Source organism: Nocardioides sp. GXQ0305 (genome assembly GCF_050880345.1).
GTDB lineage: Bacteria > Actinomycetota > Actinomycetes > Propionibacteriales > Nocardioidaceae > Nocardioides.
Window position 1 is genome coordinate 666,420 of sequence record NZ_JBNYXG010000001.1, and the last position, 15,574, is coordinate 681,993.

Below are 15,574 nucleotides of genomic sequence, written 5' to 3' on the forward strand. Positions count from 1 at the left end.
CGTGTCGCGCCGGACCGTCGGCGTGGCTCCCTAGCGTCCTCGGCGTGCCGGGACAGGCCCGGTGCACGACGAGGGGAGACACGAGATGAAGCGGATGTGGGTCGCGCTGGCCGCGGGCCTGGCGGTGCTGGGGTCGGCGGTGGGGGTGAGCGCCTCGGCCGGTGCGGCCGACCGGCCCGACCCCGAGACCATCGTCCGGGTGACCGGCGACGCCGCCACCGGCTTCGGCGTCCAGCGGCTCGACGGGTCGGCGGTCTTCCCGCCGACCGACTCCGAGGCGCGGGCCGAGTGCACCGAGTACGACCGGCGTTGGCAGCGGGCGCGGTGCTTCACCGAGGTGCGGGTCTGGTACCGGGACCTCGCCGAGCTGCGGCGCTCGCTGAGGTGGGCGCGCTCGCAGCAGTAGGCCGCGGGCCGCGGGGCCGCGGGCGCCCGCTCTGGCAGGATCGGAGCATGGAGGTCGCGCCGCTGGACCGGCTCTGGACGCGGGGACGCACCTCCACGGCCGAGCGGGTCCAGCGGCTGCGGTCGAAGTCGTGGCAGATCGCGCAGTGTGCCGTCGCGGCCGGTGTCGCGTGGTTCGTCGCCGCCGACGTGTTCGGGCACCCGACGCCGTTCTTCGCGCCGATCGCGGCCGTGGTCAGCCTCGGGACGTCGTACGGCCAGCGGCTGCGGCGGGTCGCCGAGGTGACCCTGGGCGTGGCGGTCGGGGTGCTGGTCGCCGACCTGCTCGTCATCTGGATCGGCAGCGGCGCCTGGCAGCTCACGCTGATCGTCGCGCTGGCGATGACGGCCGCGTTCCTGCTCGACGGCGGCCAGCTGCTGGTCACCCAGGCCGCGGTGCAGTCGATCGTGGTGGCGACCCTGCTGCCGCAGGCCGAGGCCGGGTTCGTGCGGTGGACCGACGCACTGATCGGTGGTGCGGTGGCCCTCGTCGCGGCCACCGTGGTGCCGGCCGCCCCGCTGCGCCGCCCCCGGGAGCAGGCGGCGGTGGTGGTCCGCAAGATCGGCCGGCTGCTGCGGGCGGCGGCCGACGTGATGGTCGACGGCCAGGTCGAGCCGGCCCTCGACCTGCTCGCCGACGCCCGGTCGACCGACTACCTCATCCGCGAGCTGCAGGTCGCCGCCGACGAGGGCCTCGCGGTCGTCGCGTCGTCGCCGTTGCGGGTGCGGCACCGGCCCGGCGTACGGCGGATGGCCGAGCTGGTCGACCCGCTCGACCGCGCCCTGCGCTCCACCAGGGTGCTGGTGCGCCACACGGCCGTCGCGGCCTACCACCGCCGACCGGTGCCCCACTCCTACGCCGTGCTGGCCCGGGAGCTGGCCGAGGCGGTCGACGAGGTGGCCGAGGAGCTGAACGCCGACCGGATGGCGGTGGCCGCACGGCCCTCCCTGCTGGCGGTCGGCTTCGCCACCGGTCAGGTGGAGCGCTCGGAGATCCTGGCCGCCGAGGTTGTGCTGGCCCAGATCCGCAGCGTGGTCGCCGACTTCCTGCTGCTCACGGGGATGGACCCCCTCGACGCCACCGAGGCCCTGCCTCCACCGCCGGCATGAGCGGCGCGGCGGGCCCGCGGTGGGTGCTGCACGTCGACCTCGACCAGTTCCTGGCCGCGGTGGAGGTGCTGCGGCACCCCGAGCTCGCGGGACACCCGGTCGTGGTCGGGGGGCGCGGGGTGGTGACCGAGCGTGCGGTGGTGTCGACCGCGTCGTACGAGGCGCGCGCGTTCGGCATCCGCTCGGGGATGCCGCTGCGCACCGCCCACAAGAAGTGCCCGGACGCGGTGTTCCTGCCGGTCGACTTCCCGGTCTACGAGGCGGCCTCGGCCGAGGTGATGGCGACGCTGCGCTCGCTGGAGTGGGGCGGTGCCCCGGTGGTGCTCGAGGTGCTGGGCTGGGACGAGGCCTTCCTCGGTGCCGGGGCGGGCCACGGCGACCTGGGGGACCCGCGCGGGTTCGCCGACGCGGTGCGCGCGAGGGTGCTCGAAGCGACCCGGCTTCACCTCTCGGTCGGCATCGGCAACAACAAGCTGCAGGCCAAGATCGCGACCGACTTCGGCAAGCCGCGCGGGGTGTTCACGATCACCGACGAGACCTGGTTCGACCAGATGGGCCACCGTCCGACCCGGGCGCTGTGGGGAGTGGGCGCCAAGATCGCCGGTCGGTTGTCGCGCCTCGGCATCGAGACCGTCCGGGAGCTCGCGGCCTCCGACCCCCACGCGCTCGTGGGCGAGTTCGGGCCGACCATGGGGCCGTGGTTCCACCGCCTCGGGCGGGGCGTCGACTCCAGCCCGGTCGACGCGACGCCCTGGGTGCCGCGCGCCCACGGCCACGAGGAGACCTTCCAGACCGACCTCGAGTGGGGCGAGGTGCCGGACGCGGTCCGCGCGCTGACCGCTCGGGCCCTGGAGTCGATCGACCGGGAGGGCCGGCCGGCGGCGCGGGTGTTCCTCAAGATCCGCTACCGGAACTTCTTCACCCTGACCCGGTCCCGCAAGCTGTCCGAGCCCACCCGCGACCTGGACGTGCTCGGCGACGTCGCGGTGGGCCTGCTCGACAAGGTCGAGCAGGACAAGCCGGTGCGGCTCCTCGGCGTCCGCCTGGAGATGGTGCCGCCCGAGGGCGGCTACTGAGCCGCGAGGCCGGGTACCAGCGCCAGCCACTCGCGGTGGCTGCCGTCGAACGGCGCCTCGCCGGCCCGGACCGCCGCCTCGACCCGCCGGCACGACACCAGCGCCTGCTCGACGACGTCGTCCGGATAGCCGAACCGGACCCGGTGGTCGGCGAACTCGTCCTCGTCGTCGATCCACACCCGCCCCGTCCGGCCCTGCACGACGTCGAGGTCCAGGTCGACCGAGTGCAGCGTCGTACCGTCCCAGACCGGCGGGGTCGCCACGTCGACGTACAGCCGGAAGTCGCTGCCGGGGCCGTGGAACGTCGCGAGCCAGCCACGCTCGGGCAGCGAGTCGGCCGGCACCAGCCCGACCTGGTGGTTGGGCATCGTGACGTCGGCGCCGGGCCGAGTGAACCGCGAGCCCGCCGGGAAGCCGATCCAGTCGCCGTGGTCGTCGCCGCCGAGGTAGTGGCCCTCGAAGACCCAGTGCGGGCGGTCCGGCCACTTGCTCATCCGGCACCGCACCCGCGTCCCCCGGTCGAACCTCACGAGGCAGGTCTACCAGCCGGGCGTCAGACGATCCCGGAAGGCTTCACCTTCCGGCTCACCCGGGCGACGAGGTCCTGGTAGCGCGAGCCGCTCAGCCGCGCGAAGTGGTGGAGGGCGTGGGCGTCGAGACCGACCAGGCAGCGGGCCCGGTCCTTCAGCACGGCGTCGACGATGATCTCGGCGGCCCGCTCAGGCGTCATCTTCGCCAGCTTCTCGTCGAAGAACCTCGCCGTGGCGTCGTGGTCCTCCTCGGGCGAGGTGCGGGCGTTGCGGGCGATGGCGGTCTTGACGCCGCCGGGATGGACCGCGGTGACCCCGACCCGGTGGCCGGCGACCAGCATCTCCTCGCGGACCGCCTCGGTCATGCCGCGCACGGCGTACTTGGTGGCGTTGTACATCGACTGGCCCGGCATCGAGATCAGCCCGAACAGCGAGGACATGTTGACCAGGTGGCCGTCGCCGGACGCGATCAGGTGGGGCAGGAACTCCTTGGTGCCGTGGAGGACTCCCCAGAAGTTCACGCCGACGATCCACTCGATGTCGTCGTAGTCCAGCGAGGTCAGGTCGCCGGCCAGCGCCACCCCGGCGTTGTTGACCACGACGTTGACCCGGCCGAAGTGGGCGGCCACCTCGGCGGCGTACGTCGCGACGCCGGTGCGGTCGGCCACGTCGAGGGTCGCGGCGTGGACCTCCCGGGCACCGGCGTCCTTCGCCAGGCCGACGGTCCCGGCCAAACCCGCCTCGTCGACGTCGGACAGCGCGAGCAGCGAGCCCCGCCGCGCGCACGCGACGGCCAGCGCCCGGCCGATCCCGGAGCCGGCGCCGGTGATCACGACCACCTTGTCGTCGAGGGTCCTCATGCGCTCACCCTCCCACCCTGGCGACCTCGCGGGCCGGGGCCACCTCGTAGGCGCCGGCGTCGAACCGCGAGAGCCGCCGCCGCATCGTGACCGTCGTCCGCGGCCAGAGCGTCGTGCTGCGGCCGTGCTCGTCGAGGTACCAGCTCGCGCAACCGCCGGTCTGCCACACGGTCCGGCCCATCCGCCGCTGCAGCGCGGCGTTCCAGGCGCGCTGCGCCTCGGCCCGCGGCTCGACCTCGGCCCACCCGTGCGCCCGCATCGTGCGCAGGGCGTCGCGGATGTAGGCGACCTGACTCTCGATGACGAACACCATCGAGGAGTGCCCGAGGCCCGTGTTGGGTCCGACGATCGAGAAGTAGTTGGGGAAGCCGTGGACCGTGGTGCCCCGGTACGCCGCCATCCCGGACCCGGCCCACGTGTCGGCAAGGGTCCTCCCGTCGCGCCCCGTGACGTGCCGGGCGATCGGCGGGTCGGTGGTGTGGAAGCCGGTCGCCACCACGATCACGTCGACCGGGCGCTCGGTCCCGTCGGCGGTCACCACGGCGTCACCGGTGACCTTGACGATCGGGTCGGTGACCAGGTCGACGTCGTCGCGGTCGAGGGCGGGGTAGTAGCTGTTGGACTGCAGGATCCGCTTGCAGCCCATCCGGAAGTCGGGCGTGACCCTGGCGCGCAGCTCGGGGTCGCGGATCTCGCGGGCGATGTGGCGGCGGGCGAGCCGCTCCACGGGCGCGAAGAGGCGCGGCTCGACCGTGAAGCCCGCGACCCAGGTCTCCCGGCCCCAGTAGATGCCGGAGCGGTAGAGCTTCTGGAGCAGCGGGAAGCGGCGGAAGAGCCGGCGCTCGACCGAGGAGTAGGCCCGCTCGTGACGGGGGAGCACCCAGGGGGCGGTGCGCTGGTAGACGTCGAGGTGCCTCGTGGCCCCCGCGAGCTCCGGGACGATCTGGATCGCGGACGCGCCGGTGCCGATGACGGCGACGCGCTTGCCCGTCAGGTCGGCGTCGTGGTCCCAGCGGGCGGAGTGGAACACCTCGCCCTGGAAGGAGCCGATGCCGTCGATGTCCGGGAGCCGTGGCTCGACCAGGGCTCCGGCCCCGCTGATCAGGGTGCGGGAGACGACGGTCCCGGTGCTGGTCCTGGTCACCCAGCGCTGCCGGTCGTCGTCCCACCGTGCGTCGAGCACGTCGGTGGCGAACCGGAAGCGGTCGAGGACCTCGGCGTCCCGGGCGACCCGTTGCAGGTAGGCGTGGATCTCGGGCTGGGGCGAGAACGAGCGGGTCCAGTCCGGGTTGCGGGCGAACGAGAAGGAGTAGAGCTGGCTCGGGACGTCGCAGGCGGCGCCGGGGTAGGTGTTGTCACGCCAGGTCCCGCCGACGTCGTGCGCGCGCTCGACGACGAGGAAGTCGCGCTCACCGGCCTCGTCGAGCTTGATGGCGGTGCACAGCCCGGCGAAGCCGGCGCCGACGACCAGGTGGTCCACGTGCTGCTCCACGCCCATGCGGCCGAACGTAGTGGCGCTATTGAACGAGTGTCAATAGAGTGGGGGCGTGACGACCGGCACAGCACCCACGGGGAGCGCCCGCACCCGGCTCAGCCCGGACCAGCGGCGCACCCAGCTGCTCGACCTCGGCGTGGCGCTGCTCGCCACCCGCAGCCTCGACGACCTGACGATCGACCTGCTGGCCGAGCAGGCCGGGATCTCGCGGGGGCTGCTCTACCACTACTTCGGCGGCAAGCGCGCCTTCCAGGAGGCCGTCGTCCGCCGCGCCGTCGACGACCTCGTCGCCCAGACCGCGCCTCCGGCCGGGGGCGAGCCGCTGGACCGGCTGCTGGCGTCGATGGGGGCGTACGTCGACTACGTCACCGACAACTACCAGGGCTACGCCTCGATCGTGCGTGCCGCCCAGAGTGGCAACGAGTCGCTGCGCCGACTGCACGAGGAGGCGCGGCAGGTGCTCACCGACCGGATCTTCACCGACGACGCCCAGGGCGAGGCCGTTCCCGACACGCCGGCCACCCGGCTCGCGGTGCGCGGCTGGTCGGCGATGACCGAGGAGCTGGTGCTCTCGTGGGCCGCCGACCCCGGCCCCGTCTCCCGTGACGACCTGCTCCGGGCGGTCACCGACTCGCTGCCCGCACTCGTCGACCTGCTGCGCTGACGTTCACGAGGGCTTCGAGTAGCCGACCCCGACCACCGTCGAGTTGGGCCTCCCTCGGTGTTGGGCCGGGCCTCCCTCGCACCACGACTCCGAGGGAAGCCCAACTCGAGCGCGAGGGAGGCCCAACTCGACAACCGGTGGGGTGGGAGGATCGGGCGCGTTGTGGAGCTGACGATCACCTACCCGCCCGAGCTGCCGGTCACCCAGCGGCGCGACGACATCGCCGCGGCCATCCGGGACCACCAGGTGGTCGTCGTGGCCGGCGAGACGGGGTCCGGCAAGACCACCCAGCTCCCCAAGATCTGCCTCGACCTCGGCCGGGGTACCGGCGGGCGGCTGATCGGCCACACCCAGCCCCGCCGGATCGCGGCCCGATCGGTCGCCGAGCGGATCGCCAGCGAGCTCGGCACCGAGCTCGCGGAGCTGGTCGGCTACCAGGTGCGCTTCACCGACAAGACGTCGCCGGCCGGCCGGGTGAAGCTGATGACCGACGGCATCCTGCTGGCCGAGCTGCAGCGCGACCGGCAGCTGCGGAAGTACGACACGATCATCCTCGACGAGGCCCACGAGCGGAGTCTCAACATCGACTTCCTGCTCGGCTACCTCAAGCGGCTGCTGCCCCGCCGGCCGGACCTCAAGCTGGTCATCACCTCGGCCACCATCGACGTCGACCGCTTCGCGCGGCACTTCGACGCCCCGATCGTCGAGGTCTCCGGCCGCACCTACCCGGTCGAGGTCCGCTACCGCCCCCTGATCGAGCTGCCCGCCCTTCGAGACGGTCGCAGCGCGACCTCCTCAGGAACCGAGATCGACGACGAGGGCGAGCCGGTCCAGCGCGACCAGACCGAGGCGATCCGGGACGCGGTCAAGGAGCTGGCCGCCGAGGGGCCGGGAGACGTGCTGGTCTTCCTGCCCGGCGAGCGGGAGATCCGCGACACCGCCGACGAGCTCGCCGACCTGCCGGGCACCGAGATCGTGCCGCTGTACTCGCGGCTCTCCGCCGCCGAGCAGCACAAGGTGTTCAGCAGCCACCCGATGTCGGTACGCCGCGTCGTGCTCGCCACCAACGTCGCCGAGACCTCGCTCACCGTCCCCGGGATCCGCTACGTCGTCGACACCGGCGTGGCCCGGATCAGCCGCTACTCCTCCCGCACCAAGGTCCAGCGGCTTCCGGTCGAGCCGATCAGCCAGGCCTCGGCCCGACAGCGCTCCGGCCGGTGCGGCCGGGTCGAGGCCGGCATCGCGATCCGGCTCTACTCCCAGGAGGACTTCGAGGGTCGGCCGGAGTTCACCGACCCCGAGATCCTCCGCACCAACCTCGCCAGCGTGATCCTGCAGATGACCTCGCTCGGCCTCGGCGACATCGCCCGGTTCCCGTTCGTCGAGCCGCCGGACCGGCGGCACGTGTCCGCCGGGGTCCAACTGCTCGAGGAGCTCGACGCGCTGCGGGAGGGTCGGCTGACCCGGGTCGGCAAGCGCCTCGCCCGGCTCCCGATCGACCCACGGCTGGGCCGGATGATCCTCGAGGCCGAACGGCTCGGCTGCGTCCGCGACGTGCTGGTCGTCGCGGCGGCCCTCTCGCTCCAGGACCCCCGCGAGCGCCCTGCCGAGCAGCGGCCGCAGGCCGACCAGCTGCACGCCCGGTTCCGGCACGAGACGTCGGACTTCCTCACCTGGCTCAACCTGTGGCAGTACCTCCGCGAGCAGCAGCGCACGCTCTCGTCGTCGGCGTTCCGCCGGATGTGTCGTCGGGAGTACCTCAACTACCTGCGGGTGCGCGAGTGGCAGGACTTCGAGTCCCAGCTGCGCACCGTGTGCCGCGAGCTGCGCGTCGACCTGGGCGGTGTCGAGGCTCGCTCCGCTCGCACCTCAACCACCGCCCCTGGCACGCAGAACGCTGACCGGGACGAGGACGGCATCCACCAAGCGCTGCTCGCCGGGCTGCTCTCCCACGTCGGGATGCTCGAGGAGCGGGACCGGCGGGACTCTGCTGGACGTCGAGGCGGCCCGCGGGAGTACCTCGGCGCTCGCGGCACGCGGTTCGCGATCTTCCCCGGCAGCGGGCTGAAGGGGAAGAACCCGCAGTTCCTCATGGCCGGCGAGCTCGTCGAGACCGGCCGCCTCTGGGCGCGCCAGAACGCCGCGATCAAGCCGGAGTGGGCCGAGCGGATCGGCGCCCACCTGGTCAAGCGCAGCTACTCCGAGCCGCACTGGTCGAAGAAGCGGGCCGCCGTCATGGCCCGCGAGCGGGTGACCCTGTACGGCGTCCCGCTAGTGGCCGACCGGGCCTTGCAGTACGGCCGGATCGACGCCGTGCTCTCCCGCGAGCTCTTCATCCGGCACGCCCTGGTCTACGGCGAGTGGCACACCAGGCAGCGCTTCCTGGCCGACAACCGACGACTGCTCGAGGAGGCCGAGCAGCTCGAGCACCGCGCCCGCCGCCGCGACCTCGTGGTCGACGAGCACACCCTCTTCGACTTCTACGACGCCCGGATCCCCGTCGGGATCGTCAGCGGGGCCCACTTCGACCAGTGGTGGAAGACCGAGCGGAGGGAGCGGCCGGACCTGCTGACCTTCGACCCGGAGATGCTCACCCACGACGCCGCCGCCGAGGTGAGCGAGGACGACTACCCCGAGCAGTGGCACTCCGCCGGCCCCGGCGGGGCGGGACTGACCTTCCCGATCAGCTACCACTTCGAGCCGGGGGCGGCCGACGACGGGATCACCATCGACGTCCCCGTCGCCACCCTCAACCAGGTCGCGGCCGACGACTTCTCCTGGAACGTCCCCGGGCTGCGCCACGAGCTGGTCACCGGCCTGCTGCGCAGCCTCCCCAAGCAGCTGCGGGTCAGCTTCGTCCCGGCGCCCAACACCGCGCGGGAGTTCCTGGCGGCCGTGCCGCCGGGGGAGGAGCCGCTGCTCGACGCACTGGAGCGCCACCTGCGGGCCACCACCGGGGTCGCGGTGCCCCGCGACGCGTGGGACTGGGCGAAGGTGCCCGAGCACCTGCGTCCCACCTACCGCGTGGTGGACGAGGGAGGTCGTGAGCAGGCCCGGGGCAAGGACCTCGAGCAGCTCAAGGAGCCGTTGCGCGGCGAGTTCGCCGACGCGATGGCCGAGGTGGCCGCCGACACCACCGCCACCGGCCAACGGGCCTGGACGTTCGGGAGCGTCCCGGTCGAGCAGACCTGGCAGCGGGCGGGCCACGACGTGCGCGGCTTCCCCGCGCTCGACGACGAGGGCACGACCGTCGGACTGCGAGTCTGCGGGTCCGCCGCGGAGGCGGCCGCCCGGCACCGCGCGGGAGTGGCCCGGCTGCTGCTGCTCGCCCTCCCGCGCCCCGACCTGCTCGCCGGGCTGGACAACAACACCTTGCTCGGCCTGGCCGGGTCGCCGTACCCCACCGTCGCCGACCTGGTCGACGACGTCCGCCGGGGCGTGGTGCTGGCGGCCGTGGACGCTGGACCGGAGGTCCGCGACGAGGCGGCGTACGACGCGCTCCTCGCGGGGCTGCGGGCGAGCCTCGAACCGCGGATGCGGGAGCTGCTGGCCCTGGTCGTCGACGTGCTCGGACGGTGGCGGGCCACCGACAAGTCGCTCGCCGGTCGCGCCGACCTGGCGGTCCTGGCCTCGCTCACCGACATGCGCGACCAGCTCGGCCGCCTGGTCCACCGTGGCTTCGTGGGGGAGGCGGGGCCCGACCGGCTGCGGCGCTACCCGGTCTACCTGGCCGCCCTCGACCAGCGCCGCGCCCGGCTCGACGACCAGCCCGCCCGCGACCGCCAGCTGCTGGCCCAGGTGGCCGACCTGCAGGCGTCGTACCTCCACCAGGTGGAGGCGCTCGCCGAGGGGCGTCCGCCGTCGGCCGCGCTGCGCGAGGTGCGGTGGTTGCTGGAGGAGTACCGGGTCTCGCTCTGGGCCCAGCAGCTCGGCACGGCGCAGAAGGTCAGCGACCAGCGCGTCCGCAAGGCGTTGGCCGCCGCGGCAGGGTGAGGAAGTTACGCTGACGCGGTGAGCGAGCGCGCACACCACCGCCCGACGGCGCCGGGCAACCACTTCTTCGAGGCGATCTCCTCCGGCGTCGACCCCGCCGAGCTGCAGGAGGCCGCCGACCGGGCCGCGACGCTGCTCGTCCGCGGGGCGCACGACAGCGGTGACGACGCCGTCGCCGAGCGCCTGCTCCACCTCGCCGACACCGAGGGCATCGAGACGATCGCCGAGGTGTGGTCGGCCTCCGCGGGCGACTCGCTGGCCGGCTGCCTGTGGCGGCTGTTCCTGCTGCGGTCCTGGGTGTACGCCGACCCCGCCGGCGTCGCCCACCAGTTCGAGGCCGGCCGGGCCGCCGCACCGGTGGCGCGCGTGGTGGCCGGTGTCGCCGACCCGCCCGGACCCGACGAGCTCAAGGCGATGATCGACCAGGTGCTGCGCGGGATCGCCCGGGGCGACTTCGCCGACGTGCTGTTCCGCGCCTCCGCCTTCGCGCGGGTCGTCGCCACCGGCCGGGCCGGGCTGCCGACCACCAGCGAGCAGGAGGTCGCCCGGATGCTGGCGCTCGCCGAGCAGCTGGAGGCGGCGGGCCACCTCGAGCTCGCCCACGGCCTGGCCTGACCGGCGCAGGACCGGTCTCCACAGGGGCGCCGCTCTTTTCGCCCCGGCCCACCCACCAACCCTTATGCTGGTCGGAGTGTGCCGGGCCGCGGCAGCCCCGGGTCCCAACTGAAGCCGCTGCGAGCGGCCACGCGCCGTGAGGCGCTCCCGGTCCGGCACACTCCGAGCCCCTGACCACAGGCGAAGCCTGTGGTCAGCGAGGGCGAGGAGGTTGCCCTTCGAGGCGCTCGCTTCGCTCGCTCCTCAGGAAACAACTCGCGTCGGCTCAGACCCGAGCGCCGCGAGGGGCTGAGCGACGCGTCTCGAAACCCCGAGAGAGACGCAGGGCGTCCCCACGGGATCCCACGGACTGGCCGCCGACGTTGCCTTACGCCTCGGTAGGCTGGGCCGACGTACTCGATCGGGGAGGTCCTGCTTGCGACGGCGCGCGGTGGTCGGAGCCATGCTCGCTGCGCTCGCACTGGCCGCCTGCGAGGCGGACGTGGGTCCCACCCCGGAGGCCGAGACCACACCACCGACGGCGACCGACCGGACCCTCGAGTTCGGGGTGTTCGGCAGCGAGGAGGAGCTCGACGCCTACGCCTCGCTCGTCGACGTCTACAACGTGCTCTACGACGGCGCCGAGATGACGATGACCGGCTACAACAGCCGCGAAGAGCTGATGGGGGAGATCCGCGAGACCGGCGAGGTGCCCGACGTCTTCCTGACCGAGCAGCGGGACCTGGCGTGGCTGCGCGAGAAGCAGCTGCTGCAGCCGGTCGACTCGATGCTGATCGAGCGGGGCGTCGACTTCGGCGACCTCTACTCGCGCGGCTCGATCCTCGCCTACAGCGCGGACTCCCGGCTGCAGTGCATGCCGGTCGGGATCTCGCCGATGGTGATCTACTACAACACCGAGCTCATCGACTTCGAGGCGATGCGGCTGCGTGGGCTCCCCGCGCCCGAGGAGGGCCTGAGCTGGAACTACGAGCAGTTCGTGGCCGCCGCGGAGTTCGCGAGCCGCCCGAAGCGGGGCACCCGTGGCATCCACGTCGACCCGAGCCTGACCGGGCTGGCCCCGTTCATCTACGCCGGCGGCGGCGAGGTGTTCGACGACGTGGAGGCACCCACCTCGCTCGCCTTCTCCGACGACTCCTCGCAGGCCGCGCTCGGCACCGTGCTGCAGGTCCTCCGTGACCCTCGCCTGACGCTGAGCCAGAAGCAGCTGTCGAAGCGTTCGGCGATGGAGTGGTTCGAGCGTGGCAAGCTCGGCATGATCCCGGGGTTCCGGGAGCAGGTGCCGATGCTGCGCCAGGTCCCGGACCTGGAGTTCGACGTCATCCCGATCCCCGCCATCGAGCGCAACGCCACGATCGGGAACTTCTCCGGCATGTGTGTCTCCGCCGACACCGGGAACCTCACGGCTGCCGCCGACTTCCTGGTCCACATGAACTCGCCCGTCTCGATCCGGCGCGTGGCCTCGACGGGGCACCTGGTGCCGGCCAACCTCGAGGTCGCGCTCTCCCAGGACTTCCTGCAGCCCGGCCGGGATCCGCTGCACGCGCAGGTCTTCACCAACAGCGTCCGCTCGATCGTGTTGCCCCCGCTCCTCGACAACTGGGCCGACCTCGAGGACGCCGTCCACAGCAGCATCATGACCCTGTTCGTGGCGCCGGTGATCACCGACCTGGAGGCGCTGACGCTGCGCATCGACGAGCAGTCGCAGACCGTGCTGGGACCCGAGGAGGAGGAGCCGTCGGAGTCGTCGCCCACGAGCGAGTCGCCGTAGGGCGGCTCAGGCCGGGTCGGAGTCGTCCGGCGGGGCCTCGTCGGCGGTGATGATCGCCTCGACCAGCAGGGGCACCGTCAGCTCCCGCTGCCAGGGCCGCGCGCCGTACCGCTCGAGCTGCCGGTCGGCCGCCGCCGCCAGCGCCTCGGGGTCGCGGGTCGCGGGCGGCGCCCAGAGCAGCCGGCGCAGGTGGTCGGGGGTGAGCAGGTTCTCGGCGGGGACGGCGAGCTCACCGGACAGCGCGGACACGGCGTCCCGGGCGAGGGTGAGCCGGCGGGCGGCCACCGGGTCCTTCTCGGCCCAGGCGCGCGGCACGGGCGGACCGTCGCCGCGGGGCGAGCGGGTCGGCAGCTCCTCCTCGGGCATCTCGGCCACCTCGCGGAGCACCTCCACCCACCGGGCGGCGTAGCGGGCCGCCCCGCGACCGTGGAAGCCCTGGGTGCGGAGCAGCGACCGGCGGTCGCCGGGCATCGCGGTGGCGGCGGCGACGATCGCGGAGTCCGGCAGGATTCGGCCGGGGGTGACGTCCCGCTCGCGGGCGATCTCGTCACGCGTCTCCCACAGGGCGCGGACGGCGCCCAGCGCGCGGCGCCCGCGGACCCGGTGCACGCCGGAGGTACGGCGCCACGGGTCGACCCGGGGGACCGGCTCGAACCCGCGCACCCACTCGAACTCCTGCCGGGCCCAGTCGTCCTTGCCGGACTCGGCCAGCTCGGAGCCCAGCAGCTCACGCAGCTCGGCCAGCACCTCGACGTCGAGCGCGGCGTACTCGAGCCACGGTCGGGGCAGCGGCCGGGTCGACCAGTCGACCGCGGAGTGCTCCTTGGCGAGCCGCTGGCCCAGCAGCGTCTCGACCAGGGTGGCCAGGCCCACCCGGGGGTACCCGAGCAACCGACCGGCGAGCTCGGTGTCGAACAGGGTGGTGGGCACCAGGCCCACCTCGGCGAGGCACGGCAGGTCCTGGGTGGCCGCGTGGACGATCCACTCGGTGCCGTCGAGGACCTCCTGGAGGGGCGCGAGCGTCGACAGTCCGATCGGGTCCACCAGGTGGGTGCCGGAGCCCTCGCGGCGAAGCTGGATCAGGTAGGCCCGCGAGGAGTAGCGGTAGCCCGAGGCGCGCTCGGCGTCGATGGCGACGGGACCGGTCCCTGCCGCCACCGCGGCACTGGTCTCCCGCAGACCCGCGTCGGTGTCGACGACGTCGGGCAGCGGCTCGCGCAGCCGCAGCATCGGTGCCGGCGCGACAGGCTCCTCGGGAGGCTCCTGCTCGCTCTTCTCGCCGGGGGGGTCCATGCTCCTCAGCGTCCCGGCCCCCGCTGACCCCGTCGGCTGGGCATGGCGGTGACCCCGTCGGGCACCGGCGGCAGGCCGGCTGCGGTGCAGAGCAGCTCGCCCCACGCCTCGACGTGGTCGCGCAGCGCTCCCGGGTCCTGCGGCGTCCACGACGCGCGGATCTCGATCTGGGCGGTGCCACCCTCGTCGGACATCCCGCCGAAGCTGTCGGTCGCGACCCGGGTCACCGTCCCGGACGCCGCGGTGTGCTCCGCGCCGTGGGCCTCGAGCGCCTCGACCAGCCAGGTCCACCCGACGCCGGGCAGCAACGGGTCGGTGATCATGTCGGTCTCGATCTCGGCGCGCGCGTAGGCCACGCACCGGAACGTGCCGTCCCACGCGTCGTTGCCGTCGGGGTCGTGGAGCAGGATGATCCGGCCGGTGCCGACGTCGGTGTCGTCGACGGTGACGTCGGCGCTGAGCGCGAACGAGTACGGGGCGATCCGCTGGGGTGCGGGCATCTCCTCGCAGAACACCTCGGGGCGCAGGGCGGCCTCGCGCATGCTCTCGACCGCCGCCCGGAACTCGGGCGGTGTCTCGCCCGCGCCCGTCCCGGGGCGCGTCTCCTGACGGACGACCACGTGCTCACAGTAGGCCGGAGGCCGTGGCCCCGATGAGGGAACACGCCGGTTGACCTGCGAGGCTTCGCCCCATGGACGCGGTCGCCGACAGCCTGCTGGTGCGGGCCGCGCGTGGCGAGGACGTGGAACGACCGCCGGTCTGGTTCATGCGGCAGGCCGGGCGTTCGCTCCCGGAGTACCTGCGGGTGCGCGAGGGCGTCACCATGCTGGACGCCTGCAGCGACCCCGCCCTGGTCACCGAGATCACCCTCCAGCCGGTCCGGCGGTACGGCGTCGACGCAGCCATCTTCTTCTCCGACATCGTGCTCCCGCTCCGGGCCGTGGGAGTCGACCTCGACATCCAGCCGGGCGTCGGGCCGGTGATCGCCTCGCCCGTGCGGACCCTCGCCGACGTCGACGCGATCCCCGACCTGGAGCCCGGACACGTCCCCTTCGTCACCGAAGCGGTCCGGGCCCTGGTCGGCGAGCTCGGTGGCACCCCGCTGATCGGGTTCGCGGGCGCTCCGTTCACGGTGGCGTCGTACCTGGTCGAGGGCGGGCCCTCGAAGGACCACGCGCGCACCAAGGCGATGATGTTCGGCGCTCCCGAGGTGTGGGACGCCCTGATGCGCAAGATCGCGGGCATCGCCGCGGCCTACCTGGAGGTGCAGGTGGCGGCCGGTGCGGCCGCGGTCCAGCTCTTCGACTCCTGGGCAGGGGCGCTGACCCCGGTCGACTACGCCACCCACGTGATGCCCCACTCCTCGGCGGTGCTCGAGCGGGCCGGTCGGCTCGGCGTCCCCCGGATCCACTTCGGCACCGGGACCTCCGACCTGCTGACCCTGATGGGGGAGGCGGGCGCCGACGTGGTCGGTGTCGACTGGCGCACCCCTCTCGGCGAGGCGATCGGCAGGGTCGGCGAGCGGGCCGTCCAGGGCAACCTCGACCCGGCGCTGGTCTTCGCACCGACCGAGGTGATGCTGGAGCGCGCTGCCGAGGTCATCGAGGCGGGTCGCTACGCGCGGGGCCACGTGTTCAACCTGGGCCACGGCGTGATCCCGTCGACGGACCCCGACCAGCTCGCCCGGCTCACCGAGTTCGTGCAGACCTGGTCGCCGCGCGACTGA

13 protein-coding genes are annotated in these 15,574 nt (G+C 73.4%); 8 read left to right on the top strand and 5 right to left on the bottom strand.

Going from position 1 to position 15,574, the window contains the following annotated elements; genetic code table 11:
- The first annotated feature begins 85 nt into the window (after nucleotides 1-85).
- The 3 genes from ACQ1X7_RS03260 to ACQ1X7_RS03270 are packed head-to-tail and all read left to right on the top strand — an operon-like array spanning nucleotide 86 to nucleotide 2,630.
- Nucleotides 86-406: a hypothetical protein gene (locus ACQ1X7_RS03260; RefSeq protein WP_432476715.1), complete on the top strand. Its 321-nt coding sequence runs from the start codon at nucleotides 86-88 to the stop codon at nucleotides 404-406.
- Between the two features lie 47 nt (nucleotides 407-453).
- A complete protein-coding gene (locus ACQ1X7_RS03265) occupies nucleotides 454-1,554 on the top strand; it encodes an FUSC family protein (RefSeq protein ID WP_432476716.1) in 1,101 nt (366 codons plus the stop codon).
- Nucleotides 1,551-2,630: a DNA polymerase IV gene (locus ACQ1X7_RS03270; protein WP_432476717.1), complete on the top strand. Its 1,080-nt coding sequence runs from the start codon at nucleotides 1,551-1,553 to the stop codon at nucleotides 2,628-2,630. The genes ACQ1X7_RS03265 and ACQ1X7_RS03270 overlap by 4 nt, the downstream gene beginning before the upstream one ends.
- On the opposite strand, the gene ACQ1X7_RS03275 is transcribed toward ACQ1X7_RS03270, so the two are convergent.
- From ACQ1X7_RS03275 to ACQ1X7_RS03285, 3 genes are read right to left on the bottom strand one after another with little or no spacing between them, the layout of a single operon-like run.
- Nucleotides 2,624-3,124: a DUF402 domain-containing protein gene (locus ACQ1X7_RS03275; protein ID WP_432476718.1), complete on the bottom strand. Its 501-nt coding sequence runs from the start codon at nucleotides 3,122-3,124 to the stop codon at nucleotides 2,624-2,626. The genes ACQ1X7_RS03270 and ACQ1X7_RS03275 overlap by 7 nt on opposite strands.
- A 59-nt stretch (nucleotides 3,125-3,183) precedes the next feature.
- Nucleotides 3,184-4,020 (bottom strand): SDR family NAD(P)-dependent oxidoreductase, encoded by an 837-nt coding sequence (locus ACQ1X7_RS03280; RefSeq protein WP_432476719.1) that lies wholly within the window; start codon nucleotides 4,018-4,020, stop codon nucleotides 3,184-3,186.
- 4 nt (nucleotides 4,021-4,024) lie between these two features.
- Nucleotides 4,025-5,518, bottom strand: a complete 1,494-nt coding sequence (locus tag ACQ1X7_RS03285) for a flavin-containing monooxygenase (protein WP_432476720.1) — start codon at nucleotides 5,516-5,518, stop codon at nucleotides 4,025-4,027.
- Between the two features lie 49 nt (nucleotides 5,519-5,567).
- Between ACQ1X7_RS03285 and ACQ1X7_RS03290 the strand changes: the two genes are divergently transcribed.
- From ACQ1X7_RS03290 to ACQ1X7_RS03305, 4 genes are all read left to right on the top strand, one after another.
- Entirely contained in the window at nucleotides 5,568-6,179 is a 612-nt protein-coding gene (locus ACQ1X7_RS03290) for a TetR/AcrR family transcriptional regulator (protein ID WP_432476721.1), read from the top strand.
- Between the two features lie 168 nt (nucleotides 6,180-6,347).
- Nucleotides 6,348-10,172 (top strand): ATP-dependent RNA helicase HrpA, encoded by a 3,825-nt coding sequence (gene hrpA, locus ACQ1X7_RS03295; RefSeq protein ID WP_432477017.1) that lies wholly within the window; start codon nucleotides 6,348-6,350, stop codon nucleotides 10,170-10,172.
- A gap of 18 nt (nucleotides 10,173-10,190) precedes the next feature.
- Nucleotides 10,191-10,787 carry a hypothetical protein gene (locus tag ACQ1X7_RS03300; protein ID WP_432476722.1) on the top strand — a complete coding sequence of 199 codons (597 nt, stop codon included), beginning with the start codon at nucleotides 10,191-10,193 and terminating at the stop codon, nucleotides 10,785-10,787.
- 442 nt (nucleotides 10,788-11,229) lie between these two features.
- A complete protein-coding gene (locus ACQ1X7_RS03305; RefSeq protein ID WP_432476723.1) occupies nucleotides 11,230-12,555 on the top strand; it encodes an ABC transporter substrate-binding protein in 1,326 nt (441 codons plus the stop codon).
- 6 nt (nucleotides 12,556-12,561) lie between these two features.
- Here ACQ1X7_RS03305 and ACQ1X7_RS03310 read toward each other — a convergent pair whose 3' ends face one another.
- On the bottom strand, nucleotides 12,562-13,848 hold the full coding sequence (locus tag ACQ1X7_RS03310; RefSeq protein ID WP_432476724.1) for an HRDC domain-containing protein: 1,287 nt from the start codon (nucleotides 13,846-13,848) through the stop codon (nucleotides 12,562-12,564).
- 5 nt (nucleotides 13,849-13,853) lie between these two features.
- A complete protein-coding gene (locus tag ACQ1X7_RS03315) occupies nucleotides 13,854-14,468 on the bottom strand; it encodes a DUF3000 domain-containing protein (protein ID WP_432476725.1) in 615 nt (204 codons plus the stop codon).
- 71 nt (nucleotides 14,469-14,539) lie between these two features.
- Here ACQ1X7_RS03315 and hemE point away from each other — a divergent pair, with 71 nt between their 5' ends.
- On the top strand, nucleotides 14,540-15,574 hold the full coding sequence (gene hemE / locus ACQ1X7_RS03320) for a uroporphyrinogen decarboxylase (RefSeq protein WP_432476726.1): 1,035 nt from the start codon (nucleotides 14,540-14,542) through the stop codon (nucleotides 15,572-15,574).

What these genes read in the sequence shown, in the direction of transcription:
- ACQ1X7_RS03285 (WP_432476720.1), bottom strand. Translation starts at nt 5,518, where the DNA reads ATGGGCGTGGAGCAGCACGTGGACCACCTGGTCGTCGGCGCCGGCTTC.
- ACQ1X7_RS03265 (WP_432476716.1), top strand. Translation starts at nt 454, where the DNA reads ATGGAGGTCGCGCCGCTGGACCGGCTCTGGACGCGGGGACGCACCTCC.
- ACQ1X7_RS03270 (WP_432476717.1), top strand. Translation starts at nt 1,551, where the DNA reads ATGAGCGGCGCGGCGGGCCCGCGGTGGGTGCTGCACGTCGACCTCGAC.
- ACQ1X7_RS03310 (WP_432476724.1), bottom strand. Translation starts at nt 13,848, where the DNA reads ATGGACCCCCCCGGCGAGAAGAGCGAGCAGGAGCCTCCCGAGGAGCCT.
- ACQ1X7_RS03275 (WP_432476718.1), bottom strand. Translation starts at nt 3,124, where the DNA reads ATGAGCAAGTGGCCGGACCGCCCGCACTGGGTCTTCGAGGGCCACTAC.
- ACQ1X7_RS03305 (WP_432476723.1), top strand. Translation starts at nt 11,230, where the DNA reads ATGCTCGCTGCGCTCGCACTGGCCGCCTGCGAGGCGGACGTGGGTCCC.
- hemE (WP_432476726.1), top strand. Translation starts at nt 14,540, where the DNA reads ATGGACGCGGTCGCCGACAGCCTGCTGGTGCGGGCCGCGCGTGGCGAG.
- ACQ1X7_RS03260 (WP_432476715.1), top strand. Translation starts at nt 86, where the DNA reads ATGAAGCGGATGTGGGTCGCGCTGGCCGCGGGCCTGGCGGTGCTGGGG.
- ACQ1X7_RS03280 (WP_432476719.1), bottom strand. Translation starts at nt 4,020, where the DNA reads ATGAGGACCCTCGACGACAAGGTGGTCGTGATCACCGGCGCCGGCTCC.